General features: G+C 35.8%; 25 protein-coding genes and 1 riboswitch. Of the genes, 14 read left to right on the forward strand and 11 right to left on the reverse strand.

Features of this window, described 5'->3' with window-relative positions; all coding sequences use genetic code 11:
* From WFK35_RS08695 to WFK35_RS08730, 8 genes are all read left to right on the forward strand, one after another.
* Positions 1–406 (forward strand): hypothetical protein (locus tag WFK35_RS08695; RefSeq protein ID WP_336732341.1); only part of this gene is annotated, 406 nt, incomplete at its 5' end.
* A 3-nt stretch (positions 407–409) separates the two neighbouring features.
* Positions 410–1,141, forward strand: coding sequence for a bifunctional demethylmenaquinone methyltransferase/2-methoxy-6-polyprenyl-1,4-benzoquinol methylase UbiE (gene ubiE, locus WFK35_RS08700; RefSeq protein ID WP_076393308.1), 732 nt, complete (start codon positions 410–412; stop codon positions 1,139–1,141).
* Between the two features lie 3 nt (positions 1,142–1,144).
* A complete protein-coding gene (porT, locus tag WFK35_RS08705) occupies positions 1,145–1,927 on the forward strand; it encodes a type IX secretion/gliding motility protein PorT/SprT (protein ID WP_214589239.1) in 783 nt (260 codons plus the stop codon).
* A 138-nt stretch (positions 1,928–2,065) separates the two neighbouring features.
* Positions 2,066–2,368, forward strand: coding sequence for a V-type ATPase subunit a family protein (locus tag WFK35_RS08710; protein WP_214589240.1), 303 nt, complete (start codon positions 2,066–2,068; stop codon positions 2,366–2,368).
* Positions 2,368–2,658 (forward strand): cell division protein ZapA, encoded by a 291-nt coding sequence (locus tag WFK35_RS08715; protein WP_214589241.1) that lies wholly within the window; start codon positions 2,368–2,370, stop codon positions 2,656–2,658. Before WFK35_RS08710 ends, WFK35_RS08715 begins: the two co-directional genes overlap by 1 nt.
* Positions 2,659–2,886: 228 nt before the next feature.
* Positions 2,887–4,455 (forward strand): ribonuclease Y, encoded by a 1,569-nt coding sequence (gene rny, locus WFK35_RS08720; protein WP_214589242.1) that lies wholly within the window; start codon positions 2,887–2,889, stop codon positions 4,453–4,455.
* Positions 4,456–4,535: 80 nt separating this feature from the next.
* Positions 4,536–5,777, forward strand: a complete 1,242-nt coding sequence (locus tag WFK35_RS08725) for an MFS transporter (RefSeq protein ID WP_336732343.1) — start codon at positions 4,536–4,538, stop codon at positions 5,775–5,777.
* A gap of 171 nt (positions 5,778–5,948) precedes the next feature.
* On the forward strand, positions 5,949–6,137 hold the full coding sequence (locus tag WFK35_RS08730; protein ID WP_214589244.1) for a hypothetical protein: 189 nt from the start codon (positions 5,949–5,951) through the stop codon (positions 6,135–6,137).
* A gap of 614 nt (positions 6,138–6,751) precedes the next feature.
* Here WFK35_RS08730 and WFK35_RS08735 read toward each other — a convergent pair.
* Both WFK35_RS08735 and WFK35_RS08740 read right to left on the reverse strand, forming a co-directional pair.
* Positions 6,752–8,056, reverse strand: coding sequence for a voltage-gated chloride channel family protein (locus tag WFK35_RS08735; protein WP_336732345.1), 1,305 nt, complete (start codon positions 8,054–8,056; stop codon positions 6,752–6,754).
* 30 nt (positions 8,057–8,086) lie between these two features.
* Positions 8,087–8,154, reverse strand: a riboswitch (Fluoride riboswitch).
* A 79-nt stretch (positions 8,155–8,233) separates the two neighbouring features.
* Positions 8,234–8,701: an acyl-CoA thioesterase gene (locus WFK35_RS08740; RefSeq protein WP_214589247.1), complete on the reverse strand. Its 468-nt coding sequence runs from the start codon at positions 8,699–8,701 to the stop codon at positions 8,234–8,236.
* Positions 8,702–8,815: 114 nt separating this feature from the next.
* On the opposite strand from WFK35_RS08740, the gene WFK35_RS08745 reads away from it, so the two are divergent.
* Positions 8,816–9,166, forward strand: coding sequence for an arsenate reductase family protein (locus WFK35_RS08745; protein WP_336732347.1), 351 nt, complete (start codon positions 8,816–8,818; stop codon positions 9,164–9,166).
* A 132-nt stretch (positions 9,167–9,298) separates the two neighbouring features.
* Complete coding sequence (locus WFK35_RS08750) at positions 9,299–9,715, forward strand: hypothetical protein (protein WP_336732348.1); 417 nt, start codon at positions 9,299–9,301, stop codon at positions 9,713–9,715.
* Positions 9,716–9,870: 155 nt separating this feature from the next.
* Here the strand turns inward: WFK35_RS08750 and WFK35_RS08755 are convergent, their stop codons facing one another.
* The 4 genes from WFK35_RS08755 to idi form a co-directional block, all read right to left on the reverse strand.
* On the reverse strand, positions 9,871–10,416 hold the full coding sequence (locus WFK35_RS08755) for a hypothetical protein (protein WP_336732349.1): 546 nt from the start codon (positions 10,414–10,416) through the stop codon (positions 9,871–9,873).
* 206 nt (positions 10,417–10,622) lie between these two features.
* Complete coding sequence (gene gcvT, locus WFK35_RS08760; protein WP_336732350.1) at positions 10,623–11,699, reverse strand: glycine cleavage system aminomethyltransferase GcvT; 1,077 nt, start codon at positions 11,697–11,699, stop codon at positions 10,623–10,625.
* A gap of 15 nt (positions 11,700–11,714) precedes the next feature.
* Positions 11,715–12,191 (reverse strand): hypothetical protein, encoded by a 477-nt coding sequence (locus tag WFK35_RS08765; protein ID WP_336732351.1) that lies wholly within the window; start codon positions 12,189–12,191, stop codon positions 11,715–11,717.
* A complete protein-coding gene (gene idi / locus WFK35_RS08770; RefSeq protein WP_336732352.1) occupies positions 12,191–12,703 on the reverse strand; it encodes an isopentenyl-diphosphate Delta-isomerase in 513 nt (170 codons plus the stop codon). The genes WFK35_RS08765 and idi overlap by 1 nt, the downstream gene beginning before the upstream one ends.
* Before the next feature lie 274 nt (positions 12,704–12,977).
* Between idi and WFK35_RS08775 the strand changes: the two genes are divergently transcribed.
* Positions 12,978–13,385: an LNS2 domain-containing protein gene (locus WFK35_RS08775; protein ID WP_076393358.1), complete on the forward strand. Its 408-nt coding sequence runs from the start codon at positions 12,978–12,980 to the stop codon at positions 13,383–13,385.
* A 96-nt stretch (positions 13,386–13,481) separates the two neighbouring features.
* Positions 13,482–14,441 (forward strand): D-2-hydroxyacid dehydrogenase, encoded by a 960-nt coding sequence (locus WFK35_RS08780; RefSeq protein ID WP_336732353.1) that lies wholly within the window; start codon positions 13,482–13,484, stop codon positions 14,439–14,441.
* Positions 14,442–14,511: 70 nt separating this feature from the next.
* Here WFK35_RS08780 and mscL read toward each other — a convergent pair whose 3' ends face one another.
* Entirely contained in the window at positions 14,512–14,958 is a 447-nt protein-coding gene (gene mscL / locus WFK35_RS08785) for a large conductance mechanosensitive channel protein MscL (protein ID WP_336732354.1), read from the reverse strand.
* A gap of 206 nt (positions 14,959–15,164) precedes the next feature.
* On the opposite strand from mscL, the gene WFK35_RS08790 reads away from it, so the two are divergent.
* The gene (locus WFK35_RS08790; protein ID WP_336732355.1) at positions 15,165–16,679 is read left to right on the forward strand and encodes an NAD(P)H-hydrate dehydratase; all 1,515 of its coding nucleotides are present in this window, start codon (positions 15,165–15,167) and stop codon (positions 16,677–16,679) included.
* Between the two features lie 78 nt (positions 16,680–16,757).
* Here WFK35_RS08790 and lgt read toward each other — a convergent pair whose 3' ends face one another.
* Together lgt and yidD are read right to left on the reverse strand one after the other, a co-directional pair.
* Positions 16,758–17,624 carry a prolipoprotein diacylglyceryl transferase gene (gene lgt, locus WFK35_RS08795; protein WP_442892025.1) on the reverse strand — a complete coding sequence of 289 codons (867 nt, stop codon included), beginning with the start codon at positions 17,622–17,624 and terminating at the stop codon, positions 16,758–16,760.
* 435 nt (positions 17,625–18,059) lie between these two features.
* Positions 18,060–18,302 carry a membrane protein insertion efficiency factor YidD gene (gene yidD, locus WFK35_RS08800; protein WP_076393366.1) on the reverse strand — a complete coding sequence of 81 codons (243 nt, stop codon included), beginning with the start codon at positions 18,300–18,302 and terminating at the stop codon, positions 18,060–18,062.
* Positions 18,303–18,490: 188 nt separating this feature from the next.
* Between yidD and WFK35_RS08805 the strand changes: the two genes are divergently transcribed.
* Positions 18,491–19,768: a replication-associated recombination protein A gene (locus WFK35_RS08805; RefSeq protein ID WP_336732356.1), complete on the forward strand. Its 1,278-nt coding sequence runs from the start codon at positions 18,491–18,493 to the stop codon at positions 19,766–19,768.
* 147 nt (positions 19,769–19,915) lie between these two features.
* Here the strand turns inward: WFK35_RS08805 and WFK35_RS08810 are convergent, their stop codons facing one another.
* Both WFK35_RS08810 and WFK35_RS08815 read right to left on the reverse strand, forming a co-directional pair.
* Positions 19,916–20,356 (reverse strand): hypothetical protein, encoded by a 441-nt coding sequence (locus tag WFK35_RS08810; RefSeq protein WP_214589257.1) that lies wholly within the window; start codon positions 20,354–20,356, stop codon positions 19,916–19,918.
* Between the two features lie 117 nt (positions 20,357–20,473).
* A partial coding sequence (locus WFK35_RS08815; protein ID WP_336732357.1) for a DUF2339 domain-containing protein occupies positions 20,474–21,116 on the reverse strand: 643 nt, incomplete at its 5' end.

The following is a 21,116-nucleotide window of genomic DNA, read 5'->3' on the forward strand; positions in this document are numbered from 1 at the left end:
AATTGCAGGCGGACAGACGGTTCCCGTAGATCTTAATCAGGGAAAAAATTCTATAAAAGTTTTCGACCGGAATAAAAAATTATTATTCGATTCTGCTTTTGAGGTAAAAAAAATCAGAGGTCTTATCAATATCGCTCATCAGGATTATTATATCAATGATCAGTATTACGGATATAATCTTAAAAAAGATTCATTACTTTTGGCATTAGATAAAACCATCATAGACGGAAAACCGTATTTTGGAGGCGCAAGACGTTTCAGTAAGCTGTTTACCGATGATTTTTATTATAACGTAGACGAAGATTACGATAAAATTATCAAGAATATCCAGAAGGTAGAATCGAGATCGAAGATCTTCAGAAAACAGGATTACCTTAATTATTATAACGAATATTACAAGTTTTAAGTTTTGACAAAAGATATTACCAAAATTACGCCTTACAATACCGACGCTACTAAAAAGAGTCAGGTAGAAGATATGTTCGACAATATTGCACCGAAGTATGATCTTCTGAATCGGGTTTTATCCATGAAAATTGATGTGATGTGGAGAAATACGCTGGTGAAATGGATGAAAAAAGATAATCCGCAGGAAGTGCTGGATGTGGCTACAGGAACGGGTGATCTGGCGATTGCTGTGGAAAAAGGAACCGGCTCTAAAGTAATTGGTTTAGATTTATCGCAACAAATGTTAAATGTTGGCGTTATTAAAATAAAAAAACTTAAATTAGACGGCAAAATTTCCATGCAAAAAGGAGATGCGGAGAAGTTACTGTATGAAGATAACAGATTTGATGCGGTTTCCGTTGCATTCGGAGTTAGGAATTTTGAAAACCTTACCAAAGGTTTGGCAGAATTAAGAAGAGTAGTTAAAGATAACAAGAGTGTTTATATACTGGAGTTTTCAAAGGTTGAAGGGTTTATGGGACCATTGTATATGTTTTACTTTAAAAACATTTTACCTGCAATCGGCAGACTGGTTTCCAAAGATAACAGGGCGTATACATACCTTCCGGATTCTGTAAATGCTTTTCCTTACGGGGAAAAGATGAGACAAATTCTTTTAGATACAGGATTTAAAAAAGTTGAATATAAAAAACTAAGTTTAGGTATAGCCACAATTTATAAAGCAACAAAGTAACCTATGAATAAATTTTTATTAAGAGCACTGGTTTTAGCCTCAGTAAATGTTGCAGTTTTAGCAAACGCGCAATTCAGAACCCGAAACAGAATGGATAAGTTGGAAGACTTTGACGAACAGAAATTCAGTTGGGGTTTTTATCTAAGTGGTAACAGACTAGACTACCGTATTGTTCTCAATCCAAGATATGGGATGAACAACAATCAGAATCTTGTTACATCTAAAGAAAGCTACAGTTTCGGTGCAGGTTTAATTGCAAAGTGGAGACTGAATGACTTTTTGGATGTAAGATTGGAACCGGGGTTACAATTTGGGCAGAGACAGCTTACTTTCAATACGCAGAGCAACGACCAGTATGCTGCGGGTACTTTGACAAACGATCCTTTTATTCCGATGAAATTAACGGATAAAGACAAAATAAGAGATATTAAAACTACCCTTATAGACGTTCCGGTATTACTGGAATTCCACGGAAACAGATGGTACAATTCCAGACCTTACGTTGCAACCGGGGTAAACTATATCGTAAACCTTCAGTCTAATGCAACTTCTACAGACGACAATATGCAGCAGGTTTTCAGATCTACTACACATAACTTTGCATGGTCTGCAGAAATGGGAATCCAGTTTTACTTCAATAAATTTAAACTGACTCCTGCCGTAAGAGGAACTTTCATTATGAACAATGAAATTGTGGCAGATAATGCAACAACACCTCCTTACTGGACGTCCGCAATGTCTACTTTACACACAAGAGCAATCTTTTTTGTACTGAAATTTGAATAAAAATTTACTATAAAATAGAGAAAGGAGATACATTTTGTATCTCCTTTTTTGTTTCAGGGCAAAATATAGACCGTTTTATTTTTGTTAGTATTAATATTTTGTTATTTTTGCTAATAGTTAGAATATACAAAACCTGAAATGCTTCAAGATTTAGAAAACAATTTTTCAGAATTAGAAAAAAAGATTTTGCAGTTACAGAAAAATTACAAAAATCTTAGTGAAAGATTCTCGGAATTAAATGTTGAGCATGAAGATCTGAAGAAGAGATACGATGAAGAAAGAAGAAAAAATCAGGTATTAGCAGAAGAACAAAAAAATATAAAACTTTATTCAGCAATATCAGGAAATCCTGAACACAACCGATTGATGAAAAACCACATCAACAGGTTGGTGAAAGAAATAGATTTCTGCATTGCGCAGCTTCAAAACAGTGGATTATAATGGAAGTAAGAAGAATAACCATTAATATAGCCGGAAGAGTATATCCGCTGAATGTACCGGCAGCAGAGGAAGAAACCCTGCGCAAAGTCGGGAAGCAGATAGAGAATATGATTAAAGATTTTGAACAGAATTTCGACGTGAGAGACAAACAGGATGCTTTAGCGATGTGTGCCCTGAAATTGGGAACCAATGCTGAAGTTGTGTCTATGAACTACGATAAAACCATACAATCTACCAACGAAAGATTATTAAAAATTAATCAGTCGTTGAATAATGAAACAGGGAAATAGATTTTTTTCCCGAAAAAGCTGCCTACAATAATTCTAACACATTAAAGGTAAACTCAACGCTAAACAATTACCGAACAAATGTCCATTGAATGGCGTGCCGGTTCTCCGGATTACAGACAGTGGAAATCAGTTCAAATCGTGTTGATTAGGAGTTTACTCTCAATCTCTGGATTATTGTGGGCTTTTTTTATTTATGAATAGTAAGACAATTAAAACTCAATATAGATTATGACAACAGCCATTATAGTCGGCGTTATTTGTTTGGTAATCGGTGCAGTTGCAGGGATATTTTTCTCTAAAAGCTCGTTGAATACCAAAGCAAAATTTATTATAGATGATGCACAGAAAAATGCCGAAAACCTTATAGAAAAAGCTAATGTACAAGCTGAATCCATAAAGAAAGAAAAGAACCTTCAGGCAAAAGAAAAATTCCTTGAACTGAAATCTCAGCACGATGCAGACATTCAGGCAAGAGAAAAGAAAATGCAGGAGGTAGAAAAAAGAATCAAGGATAAGGAGCATAAGCTGAACGACGAGCTTAGCAAAACCGGAAAACTTGAAAAAGATCTGGATAAGCAAATCGCTGATTACGCTAAAAAAACAGAAATCTTAGAAAGAAAACAGCACGAACTTGATATTGCAACAGCGAAAAAAGTTGAAATTTTAGAAAAAATTGCCAACTATACCGCTGAAGAAGCAAAAGCTGAATTGGTAGAAACCATGAAGGCGGAAGCGAAAACAAGAGCTCAGGCGCACGTTCAGAGCATCATGGAAGAAGCGCAGCTTAATGCAAAAAGTGAAGCAAGAAAAATCGTTATCCAGACCATTCAGAGAATCGGAACAGAACAGGCGATTGAAAATTCAGTATCCGTTTTCAATATCGAATCGGATGAGGTAAAAGGAAGAATCATCGGTAGAGAAGGTAGGAATATCCGTGCTTTGGAAGCGGTAACTGGAGTGGAAATTATTGTAGATGATACTCCGGAAGCAATCCTTCTTTCATGCTTTGATCCGGTAAGAAGAGAAATCGCAAGATTATCCCTTCACAGATTGGTAACAGATGGTAGAATTCACCCGGCAAGAATCGAAGAAGTTGTTGAAAAAACAAGAAAGCAGATTGAGGAGGAAATTATTGAAGTAGGAAAAAGAACAATTATTGATTTAGGAATCCACGGATTACACCCTGAATTAATTAAAATCGTAGGTAGAATGAAATACCGTTCTTCTTACGGACAAAACCTGTTACAGCACTCAAGAGAAGTGGCGAATATCGCGGCAACAATGGCAGCTGAATTAGGCTTAAATGTAAAACTTGCGAAAAGAGCAGGTCTGTTACACGATATCGGTAAAGTTCCTGAGCAGGAATCTGAACTTCCTCACGCTTTACTAGGTATGCAGTGGGCAGAAAAATACGGTGAAAATGCAGAAGTTGTTAATGCCATCGGAGCGCACCACGACGAAGTGGAAATGACTTCACTATTGTCTCCGATCATTCAGGTTGCCGATGCAATCTCAGGAGCAAGACCGGGCGCAAGAAGACAGGTGTTAGAATCTTACATCCAGAGATTAAAAGACCTAGAATCTGCAGCATTAAGTTTCGACGGAGTTTCTTCAGCTTATGCCATTCAGGCAGGTAGAGAGTTAAGAGTAATGGTAGAAAGCGGAAAAGTAAATGATGAAGTAGCTTCTCAGTTATCTTACGACATCTCAGAAAAGATCCAGAACGAACTTACGTATCCTGGACAGGTAAAAGTAACAGTAATCAGAGAAACGAGAGCTGTAAATATTGCGAGATAAGAATCAGAAAAAGATAATTCATAAAAACCTTTCAAGAAATTGGAAGGTTTTTTATTTTTAGCAAAATTTAAAACTCCAAAATGCAAGAACTTTCCACGTCTTCGAAACTGAAGTACATTTTCTCGATTCCAGTTATCATTTCTGCGTTGGGCTACTTTGTAGACATCTACGATTTACTCTTATTCGGGATCGTAAGAATTCCAAGTTTAAAAGCTTTAGGGCTGAATCCTGATGTAGACGGAACATTTATTTTAAATGCACAGATGATTGGTTTACTTTTGGGCGGAATTTTCTGGGGAATTTTCGGTGACAAAAAAGGAAGGCTTTCTGTTTTGTTCGGTTCTATTTTAGTCTATTCTTTGGCAAATATTGCATGTGGATTTTTACCCTACTTCCCAAAAGAACATTTGGTGTATCAATATGCAGGTTTAAGGTTTATTGCGGGAATTGGACTTGCCGGAGAACTCGGAGCCGGAATTACCCTCGTTTCTGAAAGTCTGCCGAAGAATTTAAGAGCAATCGGAACATCCGTTGTTGCCGGTTTCGGATTAATGGGAGCCGTTGTAGCCCAGTTAACAGTAGAATTGGCGGGAGGATGGAATATTTCCTACATCATTGGAGGAGTTTTGGGAATTCTGCTTTTATTCCTCAGAATCAGTGTTTCCGAATCCGGAATTTATAAAACAATGGAACACAAGTCGGTTTCCAAAGGCAATTTCCTGTCGTTTTTCACTAATAAAGACCGTTTAGTACGATATTTAAAATGCATTGCAATTGGTTTACCCACGTGGTTTTGCATCGGGATTCTGGCTGTTTTAGCCAATCAGTTTGCACCGGAACTCGGAATTAAAGACCTTAATCCCGGAAAAGCAATTATGTGGGCTTACGTTGGAATTTCTGCCGGAGATCTGGCAAGCGGTTTTATTTCCCACTTTTTAAAATCCAGAAAAATGGCGATTTTCTATATGCTGATTTTTACCATTATCGGAGTTGTACTGATGCTTTTCGGAAATACGGATACCGAAACAAAATATTACATCTTCTGTGTATGGCTCGGATTGGGAACAGGATATTGGGCAATGTTCGTTACACTCGCTGCGGAACAGTTTGGAACCAATATCAGAAATACGGCAACTACCACCGTTCCGAACATGGTTCGCGGATTGGTTCCTGTAATGATCTTCGCCTTTGATCTTTTTAAGAAAGATTTTTCGGTAATTACAAGTGCGGCAATTGTGGGAATTATTGTTTTCGGACTGGCTTTCTACTCTTCATTAACGGTTTCAGAAACCCACGACAAAGATCTTGAATTTACAGAATAATTTCTGCTGTTTAAGAAATAATAATCTCAAATTTTCGTTATCAGTTTTAATAAGCCTAAGAGAATAAATAAATTATCAAAAATAATAGTAAATTATGCTCTGAATAATGAATATTTGTTTAACTTTGGAACGCAACTAAAACTAACGTTTAATATCAAAAACCACATCACAATGCAAAATTTTTTAAAAAAAGCAACAAAATTAAAAAAAGCGGATCTTAAAAACATTACAGGAGGCGTAAGCGGAACACCGGATCTTTCAAAATGCGGATGCAGTTGTTCAGGATCTGTAACAGGACCGTTTTACTGCGTTCAGTACATCGCTTGTCCGCAGGTTTATACCTGCAACGACGCTATATAAGAAATTATTTCAATTAGAAATAAACATTTCCACATTTAATACGCAAAAGCCTTTTGGGATCTTCCAAAAGGTTTTTGTAATTTATAAATGTGTGTTATGAAGTAAAAAATATTTTGGAGCTTTATCTCGCTTTCCGCACTCGCTATTTTCATTATTTGGGCTGCGGCAGCGAAGCTGCCGCAGCCCAAATAATGAAAATGAGCTCAGACAATTGCTCCAATCGAGGCTAGGATGGCAGGATTTCTCATCAATATCAGTCAAAATTCAAAATATACAGCAGACTTCCGATACTGATAAAAATCCATAGAAAAACAGCAAAAGCAAGAGGCTTAAAACCGATGGTTTTCAAAGTTTCAACAGAAAGAGTAGAACCAATAAAAAACAACGTTAAGTTTAATCCGGACTTCGCTAAAACAGTAATGGAGGAATTAAGCTCACCAACAAAAGGAAAATAAGTGTTAAGCAAAATAGCCAGAATAAAATATCCGATAAACTTTCAATCTGTAATCAAACATTATGGTTGTTGGCTTTTAGTTGACGGTTGATTGCTTTTTAATTATAATAGAATTACAGCATTAATAGCTGATAACAATCAATCAACAACATCAACGACTTTACAAATCCGAGAAATTTTTATCCTCAAGATGCTCAAATCTACTGTTTTTAGCTTCGCCGATTTTTTGTTTTGTATAAATACTGTTATTTCCTGAAAATAAATAAGAAACAATGCATGCAATCGCAACATAGATTCCGCATTCCGCTCCAAAAAGTTCAATTCCCATAAGCATACACGCAAGAGGAGTATTGGTTGCACCCGCAAAAACAGCCACAAATCCCATTCCGGCGAGCAAACCAAACGGAAGCGGAATAAATAATGACAAGGCACTTCCTAAAGCTGCTCCGATAAAGAAAAGGGGAGTCACTTCACCGCCTTTAAATCCTGCTGAAAGCGTAACGATGGTAAAAATCATTTTGAAGGCAAAATCATAAAGCGGAAGCTGTTTTTCAAAAGATTCTACAATGGTCGGAATTCCCAATCCGATGTATCTTGTAGTTCCTATTGCAAAAACGGCAACAGCAACAATGATTCCGCCCACAACCGGACGAAACGGAGGATATTTTATTTTAGATTTAAAAATAGAGCCTGTAAAATGAATCATTCTGCTGAAAGCTGCAGCGCAGATTCCAAATAAAATTCCTGCCAAAACACTGTATAAAATCGGTAAAAATTCAAGTTTTGGAATAAGTTCGATATGATAGTGTGTATGTTTTGCTTTCCAGAGATTGGTGACAAGATCAGCCAGAACCGCAGAAGTAAAAGCGGGAAAAATAGCATTATAACGAATTCGTCCCATCAGAAAAACTTCAAGTCCGAAAACTGCTCCGGCTAAAGGAGTTCCGAAAACCGATCCAAAACCTGCTGCAACAGCTGAAATTAGCAAAATTTTTCTGTCATTTTTATCAAGTTTCAGGATTTTTGTCAGTTGATCGGAAATCGCTCCCGCCATTTGAAGAGCAGTTCCTTCACGACCTGCAGAACCTCCGAAAAAATGCGTGACCATCGTTCCTAAATAAACAAAAGGTGCCATTTTAAAAGGAATGATTTCCTTCGGTTCCTGAATATTTTCCAGAAGCAAATTGTTTCCTGCTTCCACATCTTTTCCAAAATAATGATACAAAAGTCCCGTTAAAAATCCACCTAAAGGCAAAAACGCAATCAGCCAGAGATGATTTTCCCGGAAATCGGTTGTCCATTGCAGTGATTTTAAAAATCCGGCAGAAGCACTTCCCACTAAAATTCCTATGAGAGTACTAATCAAAATCCATTTCAGAATATAAGGCAAAGCCGGATATTTCCTTAAGAAAAAACCAGTGTGAAATTTTATTTTACGGTTTAACTTTCTTTGATGTTGAGACATAATTTTCCTGATCAATTACTGTTAATAATCTTTTAATCAGGCGTCATCAGCTTTTGAAAAGCGGTTGGGTAAGGAAGAACACCATTTCCTTTTGTACTGCAAAGATAAAAATTATAAATCATTTTTCAGAATGTAATTTCCGCCTTCAAATCTCTGTATGCAGAGTTGCGAAATTTTCTATAGAAAAGGCTTCATTTCGTCCTCAATCTGAGTTCTTAGTTCCATTAATCGAATTGCATACTGTTCTTTCTGCTTTTCCTCTTCTGTTTCCGGAATCCATTTCGGAACGGGAAGTTTTTTTCCGTTTTCGTCTACGGCAACAAATACAATGATGCAGTGTGTTTTTTTATCGAAATTCGGTTGTTTCAGGTTTCTGGAAAATACATTGATGGAAATATGCATACTCGATGAACCCGTGTAAATAACCTGCGCTTCCACTTTTACAATTTCTCCGATTTTGATGGGTTCGTAGAAACGGATTCCGCCAACATATACTGTTACGGAGTAATTTCCGCTCCACGTTGTTGCGCAGGCATAACCTGCCTGATCAATCCATTTCATGACGCTCCCTCCATGTACATTTCCGCCGTAGTTGACATCTGAAGGTTCTGAAATAAACTGAAAAGTGATCGGTTTGTTGTCCATTCTTTTTAAAATTTGAATAAAGGTATTTATAATTTTTAAAATTTTGGATTAAATCTTACTTTTGAAGAATGAAAATGTTAAAATTTTCTATTAACCATCAAAATAAATCTCTCAATGAAAAAAGTATTTTACCTGAATACCTGTGGTACATGTAAAAAAATAATGGCTGAGTTTGATCTTAAAGACTGGGAACTGCGTGAAATAAAAAAAACTCCCGTTACCAAAGAAGAACTTGCAGAAATGTATGAAAAAACAAAGTCTTATGAAGCGCTGTTCAGTAAAAAATCTACCCAGATCAAGCAAAGAGAGATAGATGTAAAATCTCTTTCGGAAAATGGTTTTAAAGATTTGCTGCTGGATCATTATTCTTTTTTGAAACGTCCCGTTTTCATTACCGATGATAGTATTTTTGTTGGAAATGAAAAGAAGAATGTGGAAGCTTTACGGGAGTTTTTTGGAGTATAGAAGTAAGATATATTTAATGAAAAGCCTTAATTTTTCTGTAATTATAACGATTATTTTAAATATTTTTAAGGTTCAAACCTCACAGGTTTTTAAAACCTGTGAGGTTTTTTGGGCATGAAAAAGAGTAGACTTATGGATAAAAAGTTAAATTTTCCGGTAATAACTACAGTTGTTTTAAATGCATTTATATTAATCGGAGCCGGTCATGGATTTGGTTTTTTATTCGTCTATGAAATTTTAAGCCTAAACTTTATCTTTACGGATTTCCCTGCTTTTAACTGGAGTCACTATGACGAAAGATTGATGCCGGTATCCTTTTTGTCTTTAATTTTTCAGATATTACTTTTAATTTGTCTGAGAATAAAAGCAGGGCGGCTGAAGAGAACTTTAATAACAATTTTTTCACTTCTTCTCCTATTGATATTTTTTGTTTTAGTTCAGGATTTTTCAAGATCGGACCTAGATAAATTCTCTTTAATCAGCGGAATTCCATTCTTGATATCATCTTTATTCTTGTTATTTAAAGTAAATTTTATAAAGAAGAGTTAAACTCTTCTTATATTGTCTTTATAACTTAAACCTCACAGGTTTTTAAAACCTGTGAGGTTTTTTTCGGTATTACCAACAATTACAAGAAGTCTCAAACGATTTGCGGGAAGCGAACTGCAACTGACGGAAGTTTTAAACAAAACCGCTTTCAAAAATTAACTGTTATGTAATTCTGTAAAGCGATTTTCATATGACCTTAAATATAAGTTTCTTTTTTTTAGACCGTTATTATTCATCATTTTTAATTCGTCATTCTGATGAAAAGGAAGGTTTTCGGAAAGTTTTTCGGTGAATTTCTCCATTCCTGTACAATATTGATCGAGAAATTCATATTTTTCATTGACCGTAATTATTTCAAGACCGGATTGAGTTTGATCTTGCATAAAACGAATAGAGAACGAATTTACTTCTATAATATCTGAATATTTAATGTATTGTTGGGGTTTTGATTCTTTTTTGAAATAAAATCCTTCTGCGTTGTAACTGAAAATTCCATCTTCTGAATAACGCCTGTTCATCTCTTTTTCTGTTGATTCATAATCTGTTGGGAAATTTCCCGTCATTATTTTTGCAATAGTAAAACAGAGCGTTGCAAAACAGCCGAAAATAATGAGATAAGAAATTCCTTCACTGTCAAAGACTGGATAGAAAATGTAAACTGCAATAAGTATGATGATACAGAGAAATACTATTTTTTTCATCAGAAAAATTTCTGCAATAGTACGAAAAAATGTATTGCAATATAATTATTTAGCCCGGATAGAAACGGCATCCTTTATTTTTTTTGCCGGAGCGAAGCTCCGGCAAAAAAAATAAAGATAAAGTGGATAGCCGGAAACAGCTCCCAAAAAATAACCGCCTCACAAATTCTGCAAGGCGGTTTTATAATCGTTAAAAAAACAATCAGTTATACAAAAGGAGCTTTCACTACTTTGGCAGGAATGTTTTTATTTCTTACCTGAATGAAGATTTCAGAACCTAATTTGAAGTGAGGTTTATCTACGTACGCAAGACCTAAACCTACTTTTTTCATCGGCGACTGCGTTCCCGAAGTTACTTTTCCGATGACGTTTCCTTCTGCGTCTACAACAGGGTAGTCGTGTCTTGGAACTCCTTTGTCCGTTAATTCAAAACCTACTAATTTTCTGGTAACGCCTTCTTCTTTTTGCTTGGCAAACGTTTCTTTAGATACAAAATCTTTATCGAATTTTGTGATCCATCCTAAGCCTGCTTCAATTGGCGAAGTGGTATCGTCAATATCGTTTCCATAAAGGCAGAATCCTTTTTCCAGTCTCAAAGTATCTCTGGAAGCCAGTCCGCAAGGGATAATTCCTTCTTCTGCACCTGCTTCGATAATAGCATCCCAAAGTTTTTCGGCAGATTCGTTTTTAAAATAGATCTCAAAACCTCCGCTTCCGGTATAGCCTGTGTTGGAAATAATCACATCACTTACTCCCGCCATAGAACCTACTGTAAAATGGTAGTAAGGAATTTCAGAAAGGTTAGTTTCGGTTAATTTCTGAAGAATTTCAGTCGCTTTCGGTCCCTGAACTGCCAATAAAGACATTTCGTCTGAAGCATTCGTCATCTTTGCTCCGAAAGTATTGTATTTGGAGATATGATCCCAGTCTTTATCAATATTTGAAGCATTGACAACCACGAAATATTTGTCGTCTTCCATTTTATAAACGATAAGATCGTCTACAATTCCTCCGTTTTCGTTCGGAAGACAAGAATACTGAGCTTTTCCGTTTTCCAGAGCGTCTACATTGTTGGTGGTAACGTATTGAAGAAGTTCTTTGGAACCCGCCCCTTCAATGAAAAACTGTCCCATGTGAGACACATCGAACAAACCTGCCTTTTCTCTTACGGCAAAATGTTCTTCAGTAACTCCCGAATATTGTACAGGCATTTCAAAGCCTGCGAAAGGTACGATTTTAGCTCCCAAAGAAACGTGTTTGTCGTACAATGCTGTTTTCTTCATATTTAATTTTTATTTCTATTTCTTTATTTTAAAACTGTCGAAAGCCTCGTTGAAAAGCTTCATATAATTTCCGTTCCAGTATTTCTGTGTACAGTTGATGGTAACGAGAAACAAATCTTTGTCTTTCTGAAAAACTCTGGTGATCCAGTGGAGTTTGTCGTGTTCATCATCATATTCGTAAAAATATTCTGTGTATCCTTTTTTTCCGCTTTTGCTTTTTATTTTCTTTTCGTCGTCTGAAGATTTGTAAAGCGCGAGAATAAATTTTTTGGTTTCTTTTTCCGGCAGATTAAGATCGTGATATTCTGAAATCGTAATGGCTCCAATCTCATTACCCGGAAAAATATTGATGATTTCGCTGTCGTTGGTTACTTTCCAGCCTTCCGGAAGGGTGATGGAATAATTGTCGTTTTCATACACTTTCGTTGGGACAGACTGTGCAGAAAATAAAGATGCGGTTACCAAAGAAACGATAAGAAAAAACTTTTTCATCAGTGCAGATTGTGTTTATATTCTTCGAGAATGATTTTAAACCATTCTGTAAAGTTATCAGGATTTTCAGAAATTTCTTTGTTGAGATTTTCGAGAGAAATATAGCGTACTTCTTCCACTTCCTCTTTATTTAAATAGAATTCGCCTTCAAAAGTTCCTGTAAAAACATGGTCAAGCTCGTGTTCCCAAAGTCCGTTTCCCACGTTAGCTTTGTAGATGAAATTAAATTTCTCTGAAAGCTCCACATCAATTCCCAACTCTTCTTTCACCCTTCTTTTGGCTCCTTCAAGATAAGTTTCTTCATTTCTTGGATGCGAACAGACTGCATTGGTCCATTTCAGAGGAGAATGATATTTTCCGGAAGCTCTTTTCTGCAAAAGCATTTCGCCATTGCTGTTGAATAAAAAAACTGAAAAAGCACGATGCAGTAAGCCGTTGATGTGCGCCTGCTGCTTTTCCATCAAGCCAAGAACTTTGTCTTCAGGATTTACTAAAACTACGAATTCTTCCATTTCTACAAATGTAAGTGTAATAAATGTATTTTGGAAATTTTTGGTGAAACATCATATTTTTTGGTTTTCAGCTTACTTCGGTTTTTTCATCAATTAATACAACGGGTTAAAATTTCACTAAAGAGAAAAATTTTAATTAAAATTGTATAAAAAGCAAATTAGTTATTGATATTATTCATTAAATAAATGTTTTTGCTGTAAATATTTAATATAAAGCAAGTTTAATAAGTCTTTTTGATGCAAAAACAGTAACTTTGCACTTCAAATTTTTATGATGGAATTAGAGTACATAGAACACATTAGTCCGATTCTTAAGGACGGCGTAAAAAACTATTTAATTGATATTGACGGAACCATTACAGAAGACGTTCCAAACGAAGAGCCTGAAAGAATGGTTACCTGTGAGCCTTTTCCGGATGCTTTGGAAACCATCAACAAATGGTATGACGAAGGTCACCAGATTTGTTTTTTCACGTCAAGAACAGAAAACTTAAAGCAGATTACCATAGACTGGTTAGATAAGCACGGTTTCAAATATCACAGTGTTTTATGCGGAAAACCAAGAGGCGGAAATTATCACTGGATTGATAATCATCTGGTAAGAGCTACAAGATATAAAGGAAGATTTACTGATCTGGTTGAAAAACAGGTTACTATTGAAGTTTTCAAGGAAGACGAATAAAAAAAATTAAGGAAAAAGATTAAACGATTAAATATTATGATAAATAGTTTTTAATCCTTTTTTGATTTTCCCAATTATTAAATCTATAAAAGTTTTATGAAAGTTTTAGCAAACGACGGTTTGGATCAATCCGGTATTGATGCATTGAAAGAGAAAGGTTTTGAAGTAATTACTACGAAAGTTCCGCAGGAACAGTTGGTAGATTATATTAATGAACACCAGATCCGTACAATTTTGGTACGCAGCGCAACGCAGGTGAGAAAAGATATTATTGACAATTGTCCTTCCATCGAAATCATCGGAAGAGGAGGAGTAGGAATGGATAATATTGATGTGGATTATGCAAGAGAAAAAGGAATCCACGTCATCAATACCCCTTCTGCATCTTCAGAATCTGTTGCTGAACTGGTTTTTGCGCACCTGTTTTCAGGGGCAAGATTTTTACAGGATTCCAACAGAAAAATGCCTTTGGTGGGAGACACCGAATTTGCAGGTCTTAAAAAAGCTTATGCTGCCGGAATCGAGCTGAAAGGAAAAACCATCGGTATTGTAGGAATGGGAAGAATCGGACAGGAAGTTGCTAAAATTGCTTTAGGTCTTGGTATGAGAGTCATTGCTGCAGATAATAATGTAGGTAAAGCAAGCATCAAAGTTAAGTTTTATAACAACCAGTTCATTAATGTTGATATTGAAACAGAACCGCTTCAGGATGTTCTGAAACATTCAGATTTTATCACCCTTCACGTTCCGGCTCAGAAAGACGGTTACATGATCGGGAAAAATGAGTTCGAAATAATGAAGGACGGTGTAGCTGTCGTAAATTGTTCAAGAGGCGGAGTGATTGACGAGACTGCTTTAATTGAAGCGTTGAATTCCGGAAAGGTGAAGTTTGCAGGTTTGGATGTATTCATCAACGAACCGACTCCTTCAAAGGAAATTTTAAATCATCCGAAAATTTCCATGACACCGCATACAGGAGCATCTACATTGGAAGCGCAGGACAGAATCGGGCTTTATCTGGCAGAACAGATTTCAAGTATTTTACAGATTCAGTAATTTTTTTAATAAAATATAAAAGCTCCGGCGCAACAAAGTTGCGCCGGAGTCTTGTTTTATAACGAATTTTTTAATTCTTCTTTTTAGGCTCATCACGAATTTCCGCAAGCAATTGTTCTGTTGCTGTAGGAGCAGCAGGAGCTTCCGGAGCGGCAGCTTCTTCTTTCTTCATTTTGTTGATTGCTTTTACCATAATAAATACAACAAGTGCCAGTAAAAGGAAATTAATGGCAACCGTAATGAAGTTACCGTATGCAAAAATAGCAGCATCAGGAGCGATTTCTTTAGCTTTGGCAAGCGTAGCTCCGGCCGGAATATTTTCTGCACCTTGTCCCATAGCATAATAAATGCTGCTGAAATCCGGCTTCCCTACCAGTGCAGCAACAATTGGCATAATTAAATCATCGATAACGCTCGTTACAATTTTTCCGAAAGCTCCGCCGATGATGACACCCACAGCAAGATCGAAAGCATTACCTTTAATCGCAAACTCTTTAAATTCTTTTACAAATCCCATAATTTATATTTTTTTAAGTATTATTTTAATAAAACATGGGTTTAAATTACAAAAAAAAATATAATTTTCATATTTTATAATTAAATATTAACCAATTATTTTAAAGTGTAAAAATTTTATAATTAACAGATTCATATAATTCTTTTCAAACCAATTAAAAATTCTTTTTCGTAAATTGCTATTAATACCAAAATGTTACTTTAAATATGAAAATTTTCACAGCAGAGCAGATTCGCAATTGTGATGAATATACGATAAAAAATGAGCCGATATCTTCCGGACAGTTGATGGAAAGAGCAGCGCAGGCTTGTGTTGACTGGATTTTTGAAAATTGTAAAAATCACAGAAATTTTGCGGTTTTCTGCGGGAAAGGAAATAATGGCGGCGACGGTTTTGCGATTGCCAGAATGCTTCATCTGAAAGGTTTTGATGTAGATGTTTTTACCAGTACCAAAGCAAAATTTTCTGCGGATGCAGGAAATAATTTCAGAGAATTAAAAGAGTTTTCCGGAGTTTCCGTTAAAGAATTCAAGGAAGTAAAAGAGTATCGGATTGATAACAGAACGGTTATTATAGATGCGCTTAGCGGAACCAGGTTATCAAAAAATATTGAAGGGGAGTTTAAAGAGCTGATTGATTTTCTGAATTTAAAGAATAATCTTAAAATTTCTATTGATATTCCTTCCGGACTTTTTGCAGACACTGTTTCTTCTGAAAATGCTGCAATTTTTAAAGCCGATTTCACTTTGAGCTTTCAGTTCTGGAAAAAAGCTTTCCTTCATCCCGAAACCGGAAAATATGCAGGGAAAGTGAAGGTTTTGGATATTGAATTACATCAGGAATATATTACGGAAACAAAAACCGAAGATTTTGTCATCAACGAAGATAAGATTAAGGATCTTTTCAGACCAAGAAATGAATTTTCCCACAAAGGAACTTACGGAAAAGTAATTATTGCAGGAGGAAGCTATGGAAAAATAGGAGCAGCCGTTCTTTCCACAAAATCAGCCCTGAAATCAGGAACCGGACTTACTTTTACACTGGCTCCGAAATGCGGTTATGAAGTTTTGCAGACCTCGAATCCGGAAGCCATGTTTATCGAAGGCGGAAATGATTTCATAGATCATTTTGAAAAGGATGATAATGCAGTTTACGGAATTGGCCCCGGTTTGGGAACAAACGAAAAGACCGTGAAAAGTTTTCTTACCTTTTTAAAAAATCATTCTAAGCCTTTGATTTTGGATGCAGATGCATTGAATATCATTTCACAGGATTCGAAAAATTTAAAGATAATTCCTGAAAATTCCATTATAACACCTCATCCGAAAGAGTTTGAAAGACTATTCGGAACCACTGAAAATTCATTTGAAAGAGTAAAACTGGCAAAAAATAAAGCCAAAGAACTGGGAATTTATATTGTTTTAAAAGATCATCATACTCAGATTGTAACGCCGGAAGGAGATGTATTTTACAATATTACAGGAAACTCAGGACTGGCGAAAGGCGGAAGCGGAGATATTTTAACCGGAATAATAACTTCTTTTCTGGCACAGAATTACTCAGAAAAAGAGGCTGCAATTTTAGGAGTCTGGTTTCACGGAAGAGCTGCAGAATTTGCTTCTGAAAAGCATTCCAAAGAGTCTATGCTTCCTACAGATGTTATTGAGGAATTCGGAACTGTTTTCAAAGAACTGAATGCAAAAGTGGAAAGAGCATTATAATTTAAAGATGTTTTAGTGATAAAAAATAAAGGCAAGTCTGATTACAAACTTGCCTTTTTATATTTTAAAATTTTTCGCTTATTCAGGCTTTTCGTTTTCAGACTGAGTAATTTTGAATCTTTTTGAAACAATCATAATAATTACTCCTGCAATCATAAACGGAATGGATAAGATCTGTCCCGTATTTAATCCTCCGAAATGGATAAATTCATCACCCTGCGGTTCTTTCAGGAACTCTACAAAGAATCTGATTGCCCAGAGAATAATGAAAAACAATCCGAATAACCATCCCTGCTGGTATTTTTTATTGGTTTTTCTGTACAGAATCCACAGTAAAACGAAAAGACAGACATATCCGAAAGCTTCAAATAACTGAGAAGGATAACGCGGAACCGTCACTCCGTATTCACTGCTTTGCTGTGGGAAAAGTATTGCGAAAGGAGAGTTGGGATCAACAGGCTTTCCGATGATTTCAGAGTTGAAGAAATTTCCCATTCTTACAAAAGCACCGCCCAAAGCAACCACAATTCCTAATCTGTCATATACCCAGAAAGGATTTTTTCTGATGATTTTGAATGAATAATAAAGGGTTGTAAAAATTAAAGCAATCGTTGCGCCGTGGCTTGCCAATCCTGAAAACCCGGTGAACTTCAAACCGTTTTTAGTACTGATCGGTAAAAATACACTCCAGAAATCTTCTTTGAAAAGTTCCGGCTGATAAAAAATAACGTGTCCCATTCTTGCTCCCAGAATGGTTCCCAATAAAGTCCATGTGAAAAGTGGTTCCAAATATTTCTGGTTTACATTATCGATTTTAAAGATTCTGTTCATTAAAATGTATCCGAAACCAAATGCGAAAATGAACATCAGACTGTAAAAATGAAGCGTAATAGGTCCTAGCTGAATTCCTTTTGTAGGATCCCAGATCTTAAAAGGAGTTTCCAGGCTGATGTTGTCTGACTCGGTAAGAGGTTTTGCAGTTTTAACGGCGTACTTAAAAGTATTGATATTTTCCTTCGTTGCCGCCGCATCAATCACTTTAAAATTCTTGTCTAAAAGCTGATAATGAACAAGTTTATATTTCGTCAGTGTCGCAATACTGTAATTTACATAAACAGGTTCGAAATTAGACTCATTCAGAATGACAAGCACATTTTCTTTAATAGGTTTGTCTGCAAATTCATTCAGATCCTGAACTTCGGTGGTCGAATAAATTTTTACCGGAACATTGGTAGAGTTTACTTTTAAAGTTCCGTCGGACATTCCGTCCGGATAATTCTGCGCAACAAGACACTGGGTAATGAACGCAAAAATGACGAGATACATTCTGAAAAAAATATTACTCATTGTTATTTTTTTAGTAGTTGTTTATTTTAAATTTTACTTTTTTGGCGGTACGGGATCATATCCGCTTCCTCCCCACGGATGACATCTTGAAATTCTCTTCGCACCCAGCCAGAATCCTTTAAAAATACCATGCACCTGAAGCGCTTTCACCATGTAATGCGAACAGGTAGGCTCATAACGGCAGTTTTTGGGAAGCAGGGGCGAAATAAACCACTGGTAAAATCTGATGAGAATTACCAAAGGAAAAGTGATGATTTTATTGAATGTAAGTTTCAAAACAATGCAAAAATAGGGTAAAAAATTGAAAATTAGTTTAAATTTGTTAGAAGTTTCGGGACGGTAAAAGTCTGTTCGGAGGATTGTTTTTTAATCTCTGCCGAATTTCTGTTCTTTATTCATTCTATTAAAAATGATGATTATTCCGGACGATTTACATTAATGTTTTACTTTTTAAATCTGAAATTTTGAACCAAAATATTCCATTAGCTGAAAAATTAAGACCCAAAACACTGGATGATGTTCTCGGGCAGGAACATTTAACCGGAGAAAAAGGGACGATCCGGAAAATGCTGGAAAACAATTCCCTGAATTCCCTGATTTTCTGGGGACCTCCCGGAACCGGAAAAACAACTCTGGCGGAAATTATTTCTGAAAAGTCGGGAAGGAAATTCTATAAGCTTTCTGCGGTTTCTTCGGGAGTGAAAGATGTAAGAGATGTAATTGAAGACGCCAAAAAGCAGAATCTTTTTTCCGGAAAATCGCCGATTTTGTTTATTGATGAAATTCACCGTTTCAATAAATCTCAGCAGGATTCTCTTCTTCATGCCGTAGAAAAAGGCTGGATTGTTCTGATTGGTGCGACAACCGAAAACCCGAGCTTTGAAGTGGTTTCGGCTTTGCTTTCCAGAAGTCAGGTCTATGTTTTAAAAGTATTGAGCTATGAAAAGCTGGAAGAACTGATTGATACGGCTTCGGAACGGTACAATATGGATGAAAAAACATCTTTCAAAATCATTGAGAAAGAAGCTTTTATTCAATATTCCGGCGGTGATGCAAGAAAGCTGATTAATTCTGTGGAGTTGGTTTTAAATCAATATAAAAATTCCAAAAAATCAGAAATTAAAAATGAAGATGTGCTTGAAGTTTTGCAGGAAACGATGGCACTTTACGATAAGAACGGAGAACAGCATTACGATATTATTTCTGCTTTCATTAAATCGATGCGCGGAAGCGATCCGAACGGTGCGGTGTATTGGCTGGCAAGAATGATTGCAGGAGGAGAAGATATTAAATTTATTGCGAGAAGAATGCTGATCTTAGCTTCTGAAGATATTGGTCTTGCCAATCCGAATGCTTTGGTGATTGCCAACAACTGTTTTCAGGCGGTGAACGTGATCGGAAATCCTGAAGCAAGAATTATCCTGAGTGAAACGGCGGTTTATCTTGCGGTTTCGCCAAAAAGCAATTCAACGTACATGGCGATTAATGAAGCTTTGGCATTGGTTAAAAAAACTGGAAATCTTCCTGTTCCTTTACATTTAAGAAATGCGCCAACAAAACTCATGAAAGATCTGGACTATGGGAAAGAATACAAATACGCGCATTCTTATGAAGGCAACTTTGTAGATCAGAGTTTTCTGCCGGAAGAAATTAAAGAGGTAAAATTGTACGAACCGGGAAACAACGCCACTGAAAAGAAGATTTACGAAGAATTAAAGAAAAAATGGAACAATAAATACTGAAACTCTTCATTAACCGCAAAAGTTCCAAAAGACAAACATCATAAATAATAAAAATATTCAAAGTTCTCAAAAGAAAAGCTTTAAGCAATATTACTGAAAAAGGATGCTCAAATTGGGCATCCTTCTGTTTAAATATGATCTGAGAAATTACTTTTTAGAAGTCGTTACAGATACCATTTTCTTACCGTTGCTGGTAACAACCTGCGCGTTATTGATGATGTCTCCGTATACCATAGTTTTTGTATTGGTAAACTCGTATCCGTCAATAAGTACCGGTGTATCTGCAGGAAGTCCGTACTGTGCGTTCAGTTCATTTACAGGCATTCTGTCGATTACGCCCTGATTGCTTTTCAGTTTATATTCTACCAATCCGTTATCAGCAATGTAATCGAATTTTTTTAAATTCTGAGGAAGTTCTGCTGCAGATTTATATGCTTTTGAGCTTTGTACAGAACCTTTGTAATGAGTATTAAACATATCTACCGTTCCTACAATATCATTTGCCACTGCAAATTTTGTAGCTGTATTCTTCTGAGCAAACAGCGTAGCAGAAGATAATAATAAAAAAGAGTAGAGAATTTTTTTCATAATGTTTCCGGAATAAATGACTATTAAAAACGTGATAAATATAGGTATTTTTTATAGAATGTAAATAAAAATTCATAATATTTTAACAATCGTTTATCAATAAAAGCTTTTACGATATTATAAATTCTCAGTTTCCGGCTTTTCTTCTTTGTTTTCCACTAAATTTTTAATAATTTTTTTGAGTCTCTGAAACAGGAATGAACTTAGTAATAAAATGATTCCCAGTATAATAAATGCAATGATTCTCGATACATTGTCCATTTCCCATACATCGTACAGATAAAGCTTCAGTATGGTGACTGCTATTAATGCAAAGCCAATCTTGCTGTATTCCGGAATATTATTTTTTAGTCCTTTATAAATTAACACGGATGAAAGCACAGCCCAGATCATTGAAAGATAAAGAAGCCCAAAATGTTTGCTTAAAACTTTCATGCCGGAAATATTTTCAGCATTCAGTAATATATAAATGTTGTATAGTTCAAAGCTGAGTGCAGTTATAAAGGTAACAGAAATCAGCCAGTACGATAGTTTTATTTTGAAGAAATGAGATTTGGGCAGAATCTGGAGAATGGTAGATATAAAAGGAATCCAATATAAAAGATAAAGCCCGTAAAAACCAGGTGATATTTTACCCAACAAATAATTGGAAACAATTCCTGTCCCCGAAACAGCAGTATCAATAATAATCAATACACAAAACAGGTACATGAATTGGGTTGCTGAATCTTGGGGAATATCCAGTTTTTTCCGGAATAGA

The organism is Chryseobacterium sp. VD8 (assembly GCF_037149975.1).
GTDB lineage: Bacteria > Bacteroidota > Bacteroidia > Flavobacteriales > Weeksellaceae > Chryseobacterium > Chryseobacterium indicum.

Coding starts and splice junctions, on each gene's coding strand:
- WFK35_RS08740 (WP_214589247.1), bottom strand. CDS start 8,701: ATGGACAACAAACCGATCACTTTTCAGTTTATTTCAGAACCTTCAGAT.
- WFK35_RS08750 (WP_336732348.1), top strand. CDS start 9,299: ATGGATAAAAAGTTAAATTTTCCGGTAATAACTACAGTTGTTTTAAAT.
- rny (WP_214589242.1), top strand. CDS start 2,887: ATGACAACAGCCATTATAGTCGGCGTTATTTGTTTGGTAATCGGTGCA.
- WFK35_RS08730 (WP_214589244.1), top strand. CDS start 5,949: ATGCAAAATTTTTTAAAAAAAGCAACAAAATTAAAAAAAGCGGATCTT.
- WFK35_RS08780 (WP_336732353.1), top strand. CDS start 13,482: ATGAAAGTTTTAGCAAACGACGGTTTGGATCAATCCGGTATTGATGCA.
- WFK35_RS08775 (WP_076393358.1), top strand. CDS start 12,978: ATGGAATTAGAGTACATAGAACACATTAGTCCGATTCTTAAGGACGGC.
- WFK35_RS08725 (WP_336732343.1), top strand. CDS start 4,536: ATGCAAGAACTTTCCACGTCTTCGAAACTGAAGTACATTTTCTCGATT.
- WFK35_RS08790 (WP_336732355.1), top strand. CDS start 15,165: ATGAAAATTTTCACAGCAGAGCAGATTCGCAATTGTGATGAATATACG.
- mscL (WP_336732354.1), bottom strand. CDS start 14,958: ATGGGATTTGTAAAAGAATTTAAAGAGTTTGCGATTAAAGGTAATGCT.
- WFK35_RS08735 (WP_336732345.1), bottom strand. CDS start 8,056: ATGTCTCAACATCAAAGAAAGTTAAACCGTAAAATAAAATTTCACACT.
- WFK35_RS08745 (WP_336732347.1), top strand. CDS start 8,816: ATGAAAAAAGTATTTTACCTGAATACCTGTGGTACATGTAAAAAAATA.
- porT (WP_214589239.1), top strand. CDS start 1,145: ATGAATAAATTTTTATTAAGAGCACTGGTTTTAGCCTCAGTAAATGTT.
- WFK35_RS08810 (WP_214589257.1), bottom strand. CDS start 20,356: ATGAAAAAAATTCTCTACTCTTTTTTATTATTATCTTCTGCTACGCTG.
- idi (WP_336732352.1), bottom strand. CDS start 12,703: ATGGAAGAATTCGTAGTTTTAGTAAATCCTGAAGACAAAGTTCTTGGC.
- WFK35_RS08765 (WP_336732351.1), bottom strand. CDS start 12,191: ATGAAAAAGTTTTTTCTTATCGTTTCTTTGGTAACCGCATCTTTATTT.
- gcvT (WP_336732350.1), bottom strand. CDS start 11,699: ATGAAGAAAACAGCATTGTACGACAAACACGTTTCTTTGGGAGCTAAA.
- WFK35_RS08710 (WP_214589240.1), top strand. CDS start 2,066: ATGCTTCAAGATTTAGAAAACAATTTTTCAGAATTAGAAAAAAAGATT.
- WFK35_RS08715 (WP_214589241.1), top strand. CDS start 2,368: ATGGAAGTAAGAAGAATAACCATTAATATAGCCGGAAGAGTATATCCG.
- WFK35_RS08755 (WP_336732349.1), bottom strand. CDS start 10,416: ATGAAAAAAATAGTATTTCTCTGTATCATCATACTTATTGCAGTTTAC.